This window comes from Pseudonocardia sp. 73-21, from assembly GCF_001899645.1.
Taxonomy (GTDB): Bacteria; Actinomycetota; Actinomycetes; order Mycobacteriales; family Pseudonocardiaceae; genus Pseudonocardia.
This window is the reverse complement of record NZ_MKVV01000061.1, coordinates 70835-83908: the sequence shown is the minus strand read 5'-3', so window position 1 is coordinate 83908 and position 13074 is coordinate 70835. Positions and strand designations below refer to the sequence as shown.

General features: G+C 75.7%; 12 protein-coding genes. 10 read left to right on the top strand and 2 right to left on the bottom strand.

The genetic code is table 11. From position 1 onward, the window contains the following. Positions 1-27: 27 nt before the first annotated feature. From BGP03_RS20210 to BGP03_RS20200, 3 genes are read left to right on the top strand one after another with little or no spacing between them, the layout of a single operon-like run. A complete protein-coding gene (locus BGP03_RS20210) occupies positions 28-735 on the top strand; it encodes an ABC transporter ATP-binding protein (RefSeq protein ID WP_296373760.1) in 708 nt (235 codons plus the stop codon). Continuing rightward, positions 732-2363: a histidine kinase gene (locus tag BGP03_RS20205; RefSeq protein WP_298800478.1), complete on the top strand. Its 1632-nt coding sequence runs from the start codon at positions 732-734 to the stop codon at positions 2361-2363. The genes BGP03_RS20210 and BGP03_RS20205 overlap by 4 nt, the downstream gene beginning before the upstream one ends. A 10-nt stretch (positions 2364-2373) precedes the next feature. Further along, the gene (locus BGP03_RS20200; RefSeq protein ID WP_298800477.1) at positions 2374-4683 is read left to right on the top strand and encodes an FtsX-like permease family protein; all 2310 of its coding nucleotides are present in this window, start codon (positions 2374-2376) and stop codon (positions 4681-4683) included. Between the two features lie 3 nt (positions 4684-4686). Here BGP03_RS20200 and BGP03_RS20195 read toward each other — a convergent pair whose 3' ends face one another. Continuing rightward, complete coding sequence (locus BGP03_RS20195) at positions 4687-5079, bottom strand: response regulator transcription factor (RefSeq protein ID WP_296373755.1); 393 nt, start codon at positions 5077-5079, stop codon at positions 4687-4689. Between the two features lie 174 nt (positions 5080-5253). Here BGP03_RS20195 and BGP03_RS20190 point away from each other — a divergent pair, with 174 nt between their 5' ends. Beyond that, complete coding sequence (locus BGP03_RS20190) at positions 5254-6870, top strand: trypsin-like peptidase domain-containing protein (protein ID WP_298800476.1); 1617 nt, start codon at positions 5254-5256, stop codon at positions 6868-6870. 127 nt (positions 6871-6997) lie between these two features. Next, complete coding sequence (locus BGP03_RS20185) at positions 6998-7210, top strand: hypothetical protein (RefSeq protein WP_296373751.1); 213 nt, start codon at positions 6998-7000, stop codon at positions 7208-7210. A 4-nt stretch (positions 7211-7214) separates the two neighbouring features. Here BGP03_RS20185 and BGP03_RS20180 read toward each other — a convergent pair whose 3' ends face one another. Continuing rightward, a complete protein-coding gene (locus BGP03_RS20180) occupies positions 7215-7868 on the bottom strand; it encodes a response regulator transcription factor (protein WP_296373852.1) in 654 nt (217 codons plus the stop codon). Between the two features lie 138 nt (positions 7869-8006). Between BGP03_RS20180 and BGP03_RS20175 the strand changes: the two genes are divergently transcribed. The 5 genes from BGP03_RS20175 to BGP03_RS20155 form a co-directional block, all read left to right on the top strand. Next, on the top strand, positions 8007-8585 hold the full coding sequence (locus BGP03_RS20175; RefSeq protein WP_298800474.1) for a hypothetical protein: 579 nt from the start codon (positions 8007-8009) through the stop codon (positions 8583-8585). 130 nt (positions 8586-8715) lie between these two features. Continuing rightward, positions 8716-9432 carry a hypothetical protein gene (locus tag BGP03_RS20170; protein ID WP_298800473.1) on the top strand — a complete coding sequence of 239 codons (717 nt, stop codon included), beginning with the start codon at positions 8716-8718 and terminating at the stop codon, positions 9430-9432. Positions 9433-9522: 90 nt separating this feature from the next. Beyond that, positions 9523-10500 carry a patatin-like phospholipase family protein gene (locus BGP03_RS20165; RefSeq protein ID WP_298800471.1) on the top strand — a complete coding sequence of 326 codons (978 nt, stop codon included), beginning with the start codon at positions 9523-9525 and terminating at the stop codon, positions 10498-10500. Positions 10501-10510: 10 nt separating this feature from the next. Further along, positions 10511-11818, top strand: coding sequence for a competence/damage-inducible protein A (locus BGP03_RS20160; protein ID WP_298800470.1), 1308 nt, complete (start codon positions 10511-10513; stop codon positions 11816-11818). Positions 11819-11936: 118 nt separating this feature from the next. Beyond that, positions 11937-13074: FIST N-terminal domain-containing protein (locus BGP03_RS20155; protein ID WP_299737042.1), on the top strand; the 1138-nt coding region annotated here is incomplete at its 3' end.

Below are 13074 nucleotides of genomic sequence, written 5' to 3'. Positions count from 1 at the left end.
CGCTGACGAGTGCACGGGAGTGGAACGGTGCCGAACGATCTGGTGGTGCGCGGCCTGCGCCGCACCTACGACGCCGACGCGGCCCCGGTGCGGGCCCTGCGCGGGGTGGACCTGGTGTTGGCGCGCGGTGAGTTCGTCGCGCTGATGGGGCCCTCGGGCAGCGGCAAGTCGACGCTGCTGCACCTGCTCGCCGGGCTGGAGCCGGCGGACGAGGGCAGCGTCGAGCTCGCCGGGGTGCTCCTCGAGTCGCTGGACGTACCGGGGCTGGCCCGGATGCGCCGCCGCCACGTCGGCCTGGTGTTCCAGTTCTTCCACCTCATCGACCACATGACGGCGCTGGAGAACGTGGCGCTGGCCGCGCTGGTGGCGGGGCTACGGCCACCGGAGGCCACCGCCCGGGCGCGGGACCTGCTCGACACGCTGGGCCTGCTGGACAAGTCCGGCGAGCTGCCCGCCGCGCTGTCGGGCGGGCAGCGCCAGCGGGTGGCGATCGCCCGGGCGCTGGCCAACCGGCCCACGATCCTGCTCGCCGACGAGCCGACCGGCGCGCTGGACTCCGAGGGGGCCGCGGAGGTGCTCGACCTGTTCGGCCGACTGCACGGGGCCGGGCAGACGATCCTGATGGTCACCCACAGCCCGGAGGTGGCCGCGGGTGCGCAGCGGCTGGTCCACATGCGCGACGGCCAGGTCGTGGAGCCCCAGGGTGCTCAGCCGAGCCCGGTGGGCGCGGGATGAGCGCCGGACCGGGCCGCCGGGAGCGGCGGTCGCTGCTGCTGTCGGGGCTCGTCGTCGCGGCCGGGATCGCCTCGGTCGGGCTGTGCGTGGGGCTGCTCGGCGGGGGGCCGCCGTTACCGGTGGCCCTGGCGCTGGTCGCCGCGCCGCTGGTGCTCGCCGTCGCGGCCGGCGTCAGCGCGCGGGCCTGCCGGGCCAGCGCCGTCGTGCTCGTGGCGGCGTCGGACTTCGCGGGCCTCGCCGTGGCGGTGGACCTGGGACTGCTGCTGGTGCTGCTCGTGTTCGGTCGCGTCCCGGTGGGCATGCAGGTGGAGCTGGTGAACCCGGTGCTGCTCGGGCTGCTGCTCGTGGCCACGCTGGCCGGCCCGCTGGGGCGCTGGGCGGGGCGTTCGGCCCGCTCGGTGCTCAGCGGCGTCCGCCGCTCGCCCGACGAGCTGGTCGCCGACTTCGGCGACCGCGCCGGCCGCGGCACCCCGGTGCCCGAGCTGCTGCGGCAGGTGGCCGAGTCGATGCGTCGCGACTGGCGCCTGTCCACCGTCGAGATCTGGTCCGGGCCCGACGGCGACCTCGCCTCCGACGTGCTGCACCGCGGCGTCGTCGTCCCGGCGCCGCTGGACGACGTGGACGTCGACCCGCTCCGCGGCCCCGAGCTGGAGGTGCTGGCCCGGGCCGGTGTGGCCGGGCCGGGCTGGCTCGAGATGTGGTTGCCCCGCCTGCGCCCCGCCCCCGACGCCGGGCCGCGCCAGCTGCGCCTGGCCCCCGCGGTGCACGGCGGACGCGTGCTGGCCCTCGTCGTGATCGAGCGGCCGGCCACGGCCACGGCGTTCTCCGCGGCCGACGAGCGGGCCCTGGCCGGGGTGGCGCGGCGGTTGGGGATCGCGCTGCGCAACCGCGCCCTCGACGACGCGCTGGCCGTGACCCTGGCCGACCTGCAGCGCAGCAACACCGAGCTGCAGGCGTCCCGGGCGCGTCTGGTCACGGCGGGCAACGCCGAGCGCAGGCGGATCGAGCGCGACCTGCACGACGGGGCGCAGCAGCACCTCGTGGCACTGGCCGTCGGGCTGCGGCTGCTGCGCGACGGTCTGCCGCCGGACTGGCCCGACCTGGAGCTGCTCGACGAGCTCGATCTGGCCGCCCGCGAGTCCGTGCGGGACCTGCGCGACCTCGCCCACGGGATCTACCCGCCGCTGCTGCGCGACGCCGGGCTGGCCGAGGCGTTGCGGGTGGCGGCCCAGCGCAGCCCCCTGGCCGTGACGGTCCACGACCGCGGCCTGGGCCGGCTGCCCGAGCCCGTGGAGGTGGCGGTGTACTTCTGCTGCCTGGAGGCCCTGCAGAACGCGGCCAAGCACGCCCCGGGCTCGTCGGTCACCGTCACGCTCGACGGCGGGGACGGCTCGCCGACCGTCACGGTCACCGACGACGGTCCCGGCTTCGACCCGACCACTGCCACCGCCGGCGGCGGGTCGGAGAGCATGGTCGACCGCATCGGCGCCATCGGCGGCACCGTCGCGCTGCGGTCGGCGCCGGGGCACGGCACGACGGTGGAGGTCCGGCTGCCGGACGTCGGCGGGATGCCGGCGCGTCCCCCGCGCAGCGTGGCCTCGCGGATCTCACCCGTCCGGGCGGGTTGACGTGCCGGCATTGGGCGCGGTCCGGGCGGTGGCCCGGGCCGCGCGGCGCACCGGCCTGCGCGGCCTGCTGCTCCTGGGTGTCCTCTTCGGACTGGTGGCCGGCGTCGTGCTCGGCACCGTCGCGCTGGCCGAGCGCACGCGCGGGGCCTACCCGCGCCTCGTCGACGCCGTCGGGCTCGACGACGCCCGCGTCGCGGTGGCCGCCGACCAGCCGCAGCTGCTCGCCGACGTCCGGCGGCTGCCGGGCGTGCGGGAGGCCTGGGCCACCTACTCCTGGGTCGCGCAGGTGCGGGGCCAGTCCCTGCTGTTCGTCTCGATCGGCGCCGGCCAGAACCAGCCCGCCGACCTGCTGCACCCGGTGCTGGTCGCCGGCCGCACGCCGGCCCCCGACGCCCCGGACGAGGTTCTGGTCAGCGAGCCGCTGGCGGAACGCCGCGGGCTGACCGTCGGCTCGCGGATCCCGGTGGCCCTGCTGACGCTGCGCCAGGTCTCCGACTTCGATGTCGGGTTCGGCCCGCCCGAAGGCCCGTCGACGGAGCTGACGGTGGTGGGCGTCGGCCGCATGCCCGCGTGGGGCGGCGCGCTCGCCAACGTCCTGGCCGGGCCCGCCTTCGCGCAGCGCCACGCCGGCTACGCGGCGGCCCGTCCCGTCTTCGTCCGGCTCACCGACGACCCCGGCTCCGCCGCGGCGTTCACCGCCGGGTTCACGGCCGCGGCCGCCCGGGCCGATGCGGTGTCACGCTCGATCGTGGCCGACTACGTGCCGCGCACCGTGGAGCTGCCCCGCAGCGACGCCGATCCCGCGCTCGCCACCACCGAGCAGACGCTCGTGGTCGGGCTGGCCGTCGTCGCGGCGGTGCTGGGGATGGGTGGCGCGGTCGTCGTCGGGCAGGGCGTCGGGCGCCACCACCAGCTCCGCCGGGAGCCTCAGCTCGTGGAGTCGGCGCTGGGGATGGGGGCTGGCCAACGGGTGACCGCCCGGTTGCTCGCCGCAGCCCCCGCGGCCGTCGTCGCGGCCCTGCTGGCCGGTGCACTCGGCCTCGCTGCCGGCCGGCTCGAACCGCTGGGCAGCCTGGCCCGGTTCGAGCCCGAACCCGGTCTCCGCCCGCCGTGGGCGATCGCGGCCGTGGGCGCGGTGGCCACGGCGGCCCTGTTCCTCGCGATCGTCGGGGTCGCCGCGGCCGTCACCGGCTCCGTGCGCCGCCGCCGTCCACCCGCGGTGCGTCCGGCGGTGACGTGGTGGTCGCGGTGGCCCGCGGTGACCGTGGGCGTGCGCATGGCGGTGCGTGGCCGCGGTGGCGGCCCCGGCGCGGTCATGGCGGTGGCGGTGGCCGTGCTGTCCGTGGCCGGGATCGTCGCGACGCTGGCCTTCGGGGCCAGCGTCGACCGACTGGTGCACGAGCCCGCCCGCTACGGGCAGGCCGCCGACCTGACGGTCGTGGACGCCCGCGAGCCCGACATGGCGCGGCTCGTCGGCGACCCGCGTGTGGCCGCACTGGCCACCGTCTACTCCTCCACCGTGCTGCTCGCCGACGGACGGCCGCTGCCGGGCTCGGCCGCTGTCGCCCGCAAGGGCGTGATCCCGGTCGCCGTCGCCACCGGGCGGTTGCCGACCGGGTACGGCGAGATCGCGCTGAGCCCCCGTGTCGCCCGGGAGCTGGGCGTCGGCGTCGGCGACGTCCTGCCGGTGCAGACCTCCGGGCTGCGGCCCATCGACTTCCGGGTCGTGGGCACCGTCGCGGTGGTGGACGAGGGCGGCGGCCTCGGGGACGGCGCGCTGGTCGCACCGCTGCAGCTGGGGCAGGTGTCGCAGGGCGTACCGCTCGTCTCGGCCCAGATCGTCGCCGCGCCGGGCCGGGCCGACGCGCTGGCCGCGGACCTGGGACGTGACCTCGAGCTCAGCGGGCGGGAGATGCCGGCGGAGGTGCGCAACCTCGCCGACCTGCTGCGGCTGCCGGAGATCCTCGCGGTCACCCTGACCCTCGTGGCCGGCCTGGCCCTGGCGCACTCCCTGCTCTCGGCGGCCCGCCGCCACCGCCGCGAGCTCACCGTCCTGGCGGCACTGGGGGCGACACCGGGTCAGGTCCGGGCCACGCTCGCCGTACTCGCCGCGACGACCGTGGTGCCCGCGCTGCTGCTCGGCGTGCCGCTGGGGCTGGGGATCGCCCGCGTCCTGTGGTGGCAGGTCGCGACGTCGATCGGGGTGTCGGGCGAGCTGTCCGTGCCGTGGGGGGTGCTCGCCGTCGCCGCCCCGATAGCGCTGGGGGCGGCCCTCGTGCTGGCGGTGCTGCCACGCGCGGCGCGGGCCGCGGCCCGGTGACGGTCAGAGGTTGGTGACGGGCGGGCGGAGGCCCTCCCACAGCTCGCGCAGCGCGGGTGCGCGCAGCTCCTCCTTGTGCAGGTAGCCCGCGACGCCCGGCTGGTCGATCCGGAACGGCAGGTCGGCGCGGGCGTAGGTGGAGCAGAGCACCACGACGGCAGCGGGCACGGACGCCGTGACCTGCGCCGCGGCGTCGATGCCGCTGATCCCGGGCAGCCGGACGTCCATCAGCACGAGGTCGGGGTGCAGCTCCCGCGCCGCGTCGACGGCCTCCTCGCCGGTCTCCGACTGCCCGACCAGCTCGAAGTCGGGCATGCGCTTGAGCACCGCGGCCGCGGCCGTGCGGAAGGGCCGGTGATCGTCGACCACCAGCACGCGCACCCTCGGACCGGTCATGCGCGCCAGTGTGGACCCCCGACGGCGGGTGTGCCCAGGAGGCAACCGCACCGGTCGGGGGTGTGGCTGGCCGCACCCCCGACCGGCAAGGTGGTGACCTCGGAACCCGCCCCGGACCGGCGCATCGTTGCCCCGACGCCGGATCGACCGGCGCAGGCTCCCGGAGGACCGAAGATGCCCGCACGTCACACCCCCACCCACCGCACCCTCACCCGCCGGGTCGCGAACGGTGCCGCCGTCGGCGCCAGTGCGCTGGCGATCACGTTCGCCGCCGCCGGGCCGGCGCTCGCCCAGACCCCGGCCCCACCCCCGCCGACGCCGTCGGCCCAGGCCCATGCGCCCACCGCGGCGACGCCCGCCGAACGCGCGGCGGCGGAGGTCCGGCCCGCCGTCGTCTACCTGAAGGAGACCTTCTCCGGCTACGTGGCCGACGAGACCGGCACCTTCTTCAACGACGGCAACCCGTACACGCTGACCGTCACCTGTACCGGCTTCGGGGTGAACCCCGACGGCTACGTCGCCACCGCCGGGCACTGCGTCGACACCACCAGCGCCAACGGCATCAAGGCCGAGTTCATCGCGGCCGCCGCCAGGGGCGCCGCTGCCGTGGTCCCGGGCGTGACGGTCGGGCAGCTGGTGGAGTTCGGCAGCGCGAACTGGTCGGTGGAGGGTCTCGCCAAGGGATCACCCCTCGACAGCACGATCACCGTCGTCACGGGCTCCACCGACGGCGGCGCCAGCGGCCGCAGCCTCCCCGCCCGCGTCGTCGACGCGCGGTCCTTCGAGCAGGGCGACGTCGCGCTGCTCAAGGTGGCGACCACCGACCTGCCCTCGATCGAGCTCGCGACCGACGCCGACGTGCAGATCGGCACGCCGCTGCTTTCGGTCGGCTACCCGGCCAGCGCCGACGCCGTCACCGACCCGAGCCTGGAGCCGTCGAACAAGGACGGGCAGGTCAGCTCGCGCAAGACCGTCGGCTCGGCGCCGGTCTACGAGACCAGCGCGGCCCTCACCCCCGGCATGAGCGGCGGACCCACCGTCGACCTCGGGGGTCGGGTGCTGGGTGTCAACAGCTTCATGCCGGCGGGGGAGTCGCAGGCGTTCAACTTCATCGCGCCCTCGTCCGGGCTCACGGAGCTGATGACCCGCAACGGCGTGCGCAACGAGCTCGGTCCCGACGACCACGCCTTCCGGGATGCGCTCGGCGCCTACTACGCCGGCCACTACACCGACGCGCTCGCCGGCTTCGACAAGCTGCTGCAGGTGGCGCCGCAGCACGCCCAGGCGATGCAGTTCCGCACCGCCGCGGCCAAGGCCCGGGACAAGTTCGGTGACGTCCCCGTGGCCCCGGCTCCCGCCGACTCCTCGTCGGGGCTGCCGTTCGGGCTGGGAGCGGTGCTGTTCTGGTCGATCGTGGGCGGCGCGACCGTCCTGCTCAGCGGGCTGGCGCTGCTGCTGATCGTGCTGGGCCGCCGTCGCCGGCAGGCCCCGGCGCTGCCCGCGGAGGCCTCGGGCGTTGCGGTCGGCGCGGTGCCCCCGGTCCCGGCGTTCAGTGGTCCGTCCTACGGCCCGTCCTACGGTCCGTCCTACGGCCCGTCGAGCGGCCCGGCGGGCGGCCCGTCGCTGAACGGCCGGTCCGTCGGCACCCCGGCGGACGGAGCGGCCGCGGCACCCGCAGCCGGGGCGACCCTCGTGACGGATCGCGCGCCCGCGCAGGCCTGCAGCGGCTGCGGAACCGAGAGCGACCCGCGCATCCGGTTCTGCGGCGCCTGCGGCACCGGCCGCTGGTGACGCCGGCGAACGACCCCGGGCCCGGAACCCCTCGGTGACCGCCGAGCGGTTCCGGGCTCCCAGCGTCTGTGACAGAGGTCACTCCGCACCCGTACATGATCGAGGACCGGAACGGCAAACCAACGTGATGGACTCCTACCGAAAGGGCCGGGACACACGCCCCTTCGAGCTGTTCGATGCCATCCCCCAGCAGCGTCGCCCGGCGGACCGCCGGTCGATACTGGCCGACGACCAGCTGATCGAGGACATCCGGTGCGACCGCATCATTGACGACGGCGCCGCGCCGCCGCTCGTGCAGATGCTCGTCCGCTGGCGCCGTCAGGCGATGGCCGGCACCTGACCCCTCAGCGGTTCTGCAGGTAGACCAGCACGGCGCTGACGCGCCGGTTGAGGTCACGCTCCTCCGAGAGCCCGAGCTTCGAGAAGATCGAGTTGGTGTGCTTCTCGATCGCGCGCTCGGAAAGCACCAGCGTGGCGGCCACCGAGGCGTTGGACTTGCCCTGGGCCATCTCGCCCAGCACCTCCAGCTCGCGGGGCGTCAGGGCGTCGAGCTCGGACGGCTTCGCGCGGTTGGCGGCCACCAGGCCCTCGATGACGGTCGGGTCGATCACCGACCCGCCCTCGGCCACCCGCCGGATCGCGTCGGCGAGCTCGTCGCCGTCGGCCACCCGTTCCTTGAGCAGGTACCCGCGCCGTGCGGTGCCCTCGGCCAGCAAGGCGAGCGCGTAGGTCGCCTCCGCGAACTGGCTCAGCAGCACGACACCCGTCTCCGGGCGGCGCGTGCGCAGGTCCGCGGCCACCGAGATGCCCTCGTCGGTGTGGGTCGGGGGCATCCGGATGTCGGTGACCACCACGTCCGGCCGGTGCTGCTCGATGAGCGCGTTCAGCCCGGGCAGGTCGGCCGCCGCGCCGAGGAGCCCGATGCCCTCAGAGGCCTCGATGAGCCGTGCCAACCCGTGGCGCAGCAGGGCGTTGTCCTCGGCGAGGACCACTCCGATCGTCACGCCGCGAGCCTAGGACGGCGGGGCCCGGCAGGGGTACTGGCCACACCGGGACCGGCCAGGAGACACGGTCGTCCGGTCGGGGCCGACCGGGAAGTGTCGAGGGGGTCGGACACACCCACCGGAGGCCCCACGATGACCACCAGCACGATCCTGTTCCTCACCGCCACGGGGTGCGGCCTGCTGTTCTCGGCGCTCGCCGTGTACGCCCAGACGCGCGATGCGGGGTTCAAGCGGGTGCGCTGGACCGCGCCGGTCGCGCTGCTGCTCGGCGCCACCGCGTTCGGCGGGCTCGCCTACCTGCTCGACTCGGGACTGGCGGAGAAGACCCTCTACGAGATCGACGCCGAGGGGCCCGGTGCGGCCGTGCCGGCCGGGATCGAGTTCGACGTCCCCGTGGAGCATCCCGGCGCCGTGCACGACCTGCTCGTCGCCCCCACCAGCGACGTCGACGTCGACGCGCCGGCCGAGATCCGGGTGCAGCTCAGCGACCCGGCGGGCCACGTGCTGCTCGACCGGACGGAGACGCTCGAACCCCGCTGCGACGGCGAGACCGACCGGTGCGACTGGGACGCGTGGTCCGCGGAGTTCACCCCCACCACTCCCGGCCCCCACGCGCTCGTCGTCACGGTGCTCACCCCCGGTGTGCCCGTCGTGCACGTCCGCGTCGGCGACGAGCAGAAGACCGACGGGCACCGCGCACCCGGCTACTGAACGCCACCCGCACCCCGAGGGGGGTGCTGGCCACACCGCCGACCGGCCAGGAAGCAGGGTCGAGCCGGACGCCCGTCCCCAGCAGAGTCATTCCCGTCAGATCCGCCCACCCCACACCCAGGAGCCCGCCGTGACCGCCACCGCCCTCGCCCCCACCGCCCCCGCCGCCGACGTCCCGGTCGCACCCGCCACCCCGTTCCGCCGCCGCGCGCTCGCCGTCAGCACGGTGGTCGGCGGCCTGCTCACCGCCGCGGGCTTCGCCGCCACGGAGTGGGAGAGCGGCACCGACAAGCTCAGCTACCTCGACTCGTTGGTGGTGGACCCCCTGCGCAGCCAGGTCGCCGCGGTGCTCCTGCACTTCGGCTACTGCGCGCTGGTGCCGATGCTGCTGGTCCTCGCGATCATGACCCGGCGGACGTGGCGCGTGGCGGGCAACGTCGGGCTGGCGCTGAGCATGCTCGGCGCGCTGTCGCTGCCCGGCCTGCTCGTCACCGACTTCTACGACATGGCGATCCGCCAGAACCTCCCGGCCGACCAGGCCGTCGCGGTCTCCGACGCCGCCCAGGCCCTGCCGCTCGGGGTGCTCATCTCCGGACCGATGATCATGCTGACGTTCGTCGGGATGATCCTGCTGAGCGTGGCCGCCTGGCGGGCCGGGTTCTTCCACTGGACGGCCGCGCTGCTCGTCGTCGTCGCGAACGTCCTGCCGATGGCGGCGCCGGTCGGCGCCCTGCCGAACATCGCGATGGGTGCCTGCCTGGGCCTGTTCATGGTGCTCGTGGGCGTTGCCGGGCTGCGGATGACCGACCAGGAGTGGGTGAGCGGCACGAGGGGAGCCGGCCGCTGACCCGCGGCGGGGGACGGGAGGGCGGACCGGGGAGATCCGGCCCGCCCTCCTTGTCTGGCCCCGGCCCCGGGGCGCCCGTACCCTGGCGCCGTGGAAGAGCGCCTCCCGTTCGTGCACGGCGACCGTGACGTCCTGCGTGTGCTGCTCGACCGCCGCGACGCGGGCACCACGCCCGGCACGCGCACCGACGAGCACCGGGTGGCGCTCGTGATCGGCGGTGGCGGCATGCGCGGCTCGTACGTGGCCGGCATGCTGCGCGCGCTCGACCGGGCCGGCCTGCGACCCGGCTTCGACGAGGTCTACGGCTCGTCGTCCGGGGCGATCAGCGCGGCCGCGTTCCTCACCGGCAGCGCCGCCGAGTGCGCCGCGTGCTTCCACGAGGACCTCAGCACGCCCGAGTTCATCAGCATGCGCCGGCTCGGCGGGCGTCGTCCCGTGGTGCGGCTCGACCACCTCCTCGACGAGGTCTTGCGGGTGCGCAAACCGCTGGACTGGGCCTCGCTCGGCCGCACGCCCGCCCCGCTGCGCGTGGTGGCCACCGACACCGCCGACCTGCGGGCGGACGAGCTCCTCGGGATGAGCACGGTCGCCGAGTGGCGGCAGGCGCTGCAGGCCAGCGCGTCGATCCCGCTGCTGGCCGGGCCGCCCGTGTCCTACGGCGGGCGCCGCTGGGTGGACGGCTCGGTGGGGGAGCCGCTGGCCATGGCCCGGGCGCTGCGCGGGGGCGCCACCCACGTGCTCGTGATGATGCCGCGCGGCACCGAGGCCATCCATCCCGACGCCGACGCGGGACTGTCGCTGTGGGCCCGCGGGCTCGACCGGCTCGTGCCCGGCCTCGGCACGGTCGCCCAGGGCTCGCGGCGCTACGGCGCCGACCTGCGCATCGTCACCGACGCGGCCCACCCCGACCGCGGCCCCGGGCACCTGATGGCGATCGGGCCCGCACGGTCGGCGGACGTCGGGGCGCTGTGCGTCGACGCGGGTCCCGTCGAGGCCGCCGTGACGATCGGCGACGAGTCGGTCACGGCCGCGATCACGGCGGCGGAGCGGGACCTCGATCCGGCATAGGGTCGGGACCATGGACACCCACTCGCGCCCCCGCGCCGCCGTCGTCGTCACCGGGAGCGAGCTGCTGACCGGCGTCATCTCCGACCGCAACGGGCCGTTCCTGGCCGCGGCCCTCGGCGAGCTGGGCTTCGAGGTGGCGCACCTGCTGGTGGTGGGCGACCGGCCCGACGACCTCGTCGCCGCCCTGACCTTCGTCGCCGACGCCGGGGTGGCGCTCGTCGTCACCAGCGGCGGGCTCGGACCCACCGCCGACGACCTCACCGCCGAGGTCGTGGCGTCGTTCGCGGGCGCCGACATGGTGCTCGACGAGGAGATGCGCGACCACATCGCCGGGATCCTCGCGGGCTGGGCCGCACGCACGGGCTTCTCCGGGCCGGCGCTGGACGAGGCCAACCGCAAGCAGGCGATGGTGCCCCGCGGCGCCGTCGTGCTGATGCCGGTGGGCACCGCGCCGGGGCTGGTCGTGCGTCGGCCGGACGGGCCGCTCGTCGTCGTGCTGCCCGGACCGCCGCGCGAGCTGCAGGGGATGTGGCCCTCGGCGCTCGCGTCCGCGCCGGTGGCGGAGCTGCTCGCGGGCGTGCCGGCGGCGGCGTCGAGGGAGCTGCGGTTCTTCGGGTTCCCCGAGTCGGAGATCGCGGCCACGCTCCGCGAGATCGGCGCGTCCCGCGACCTGTCCGGCGTCGAGGTCACCACGTGCCTGCGCCGCTCCGAGCTGGAGGTGGACATCCGCCCGCTGCCCGGCTCGGAGGACGTCGCCGCCGAGCTGCACGCGGAGCTCGCTGCCCGGCACGCGAAGCACCTCGTCAGCGCCGATGGCGCCACCACCGACGAGCTGCTGGCCACGGCGCTGCTGGAGCAGGGCTGGACGGTGGCCACGGGGGAGTCCTGCACCGGCGGGATGCTGGCGTCGCGGCTGGTGGACCGGGCCGGGTCCAGCGCGTACGTGGCGGGCGGGGTGGTGGCGTACTCCAACGAGGCCAAGACCGCGCTGCTCGGCGTGCCGGCCGAGATGATCGCCGAGCACGGTGCCGTGTCACCGGAGGTGGCCCGGGCGCTGGCCGACGGCGCCCGGGCACGGTTCGGCGCCGACGTCGGCGTGGGCATCACCGGGGTGGCCGGGCCGGGTGGGGGCACGGAGGCGAAGCCGGTCGGCTACGTGTGCTTCTGCGTGACGACGTCGTCCGGGGAGGTTCTCTCCCGCGACCCCGTCATGCCCGGGTCCCGGGCCGACATCCGCGAGCGCTCGACGGACATGGCCATGCACCTGCTGCTGCGCGCCTCCGGCGCCCGTGCGCGGAAATCAGTGCCAGGGCACTGATTTCCGCGCACGAGGTCGTTCAGACGGCGGCGGTGTGTCGCATGCCCGAGCGTCCTGCACGTAAAGTGCAGCAAGCTCGGGAACGGCGGCCGACCCCCGCTCCTGTCACGATGGAGCGATGGCGGAAGAACGTGAGGACGTGCCCAGCGGGCGCCGGTTCGGTGACGGCCTCGCCGTCGGACCCGACCTCGAGGGCGCGGCCGAGGTGGCCGTCGGGCAGGCGCTCGCCGCTCTGGACGGGGCCACGCCCGACCTGATGTGCGTCTTCGTCGCCCCCGGTCCCGGCCACACGGCCGACCAGGCCGGAGCCGCGGGAGTGCGGGCGATGGAGCTGGCCGGTGCGGGCACCGCCATCGGCGCCACCGCCGGTGGGGTGATCGGCGACGGCCGCGGCGAGGAGAACGGGCCCGCCGTCGCCGTGTGGGCGGCCACGCTGCCCGGCACCCGCATCCGGCCCTACCGGCTCGAGGCGGAACGCAGTGGCGACGGCGTGCAGGTCACCGGCCTTCCGCAGCTGCTGTCCGACGACAGGGTCGCGGCCATGCTCGTCGACCCCTACTCGTTCCCGGTCGCCGGGTTCCTCGACCGCAGCAACGCGATCATGCCCGGGTTCCCGCTGGTCGGTGGGCTGGCGGGCGCGGCGGGAGGGCCCGGCGCCAACCGGTTGTTCGTCGACGGCGAAGTGCACTCGCGTGGCGGCGTCGGCGTCGTGCTCGGTGGGGAGGTCTCGGCGCGTGTCGTCGTGAGCCAGGGGTGCCGCCCGATCGGCCCACCGATGACCGTCACCCGCGCCGACCGCAACGTCCTCCTGGAGCTGGCCGGCACACCCGCCTACACGCGGCTGGTGGAGATCGTCACCGCACTGCCCGTCGCGGAGCAGGAGCTGGCCGCCCGGGGGCTGCACCTGGGCATCGCCGTGGACGAGTACGCCGAGGACCACGTCCGCGGCGACTTCCTCATCCGCGGCGTGGTCGGCGCCGACGAGGAGACCGGCGCGGTGGCCGTCGGTGACGTCGTGGAGGTCGGGCAGACGGTGCGCTTCCAGGTGCGCGACGCCGCCGGCGCGGGGGAGGACCTCACCGAGCTGCTCGGCGGCACGGACGACCCGGCCCGCGGGGCGCTGCTGTTCTCCTGCAACGGCCGCGGCACCACGATGTTCCCCGACGCCGACCATGACGTCCGCACGGTCCGCGACGCCCTGGGTGCCGAAGGTGTCGCCGGCTTCTTCGCGGCGGGTGAGATCGGGCCGGTGGGCG

Excerpts from the sequence above, each read along its gene's own strand:
- BGP03_RS20205 (WP_298800478.1), top strand. The coding sequence starts at position 732 with ATGAGCGCCGGACCGGGCCGCCGGGAGCGGCGGTCGCTGCTGCTGTCG.
- BGP03_RS20195 (WP_296373755.1), bottom strand. The coding sequence starts at position 5,079 with ATGACCGGTCCGAGGGTGCGCGTGCTGGTGGTCGACGATCACCGGCCC.
- BGP03_RS20190 (WP_298800476.1), top strand. The coding sequence starts at position 5,254 with ATGCCCGCACGTCACACCCCCACCCACCGCACCCTCACCCGCCGGGTC.
- BGP03_RS20185 (WP_296373751.1), top strand. The coding sequence starts at position 6,998 with ATGGACTCCTACCGAAAGGGCCGGGACACACGCCCCTTCGAGCTGTTC.
- BGP03_RS20175 (WP_298800474.1), top strand. The coding sequence starts at position 8,007 with ATGACCACCAGCACGATCCTGTTCCTCACCGCCACGGGGTGCGGCCTG.
- BGP03_RS20160 (WP_298800470.1), top strand. The coding sequence starts at position 10,511 with ATGGACACCCACTCGCGCCCCCGCGCCGCCGTCGTCGTCACCGGGAGC.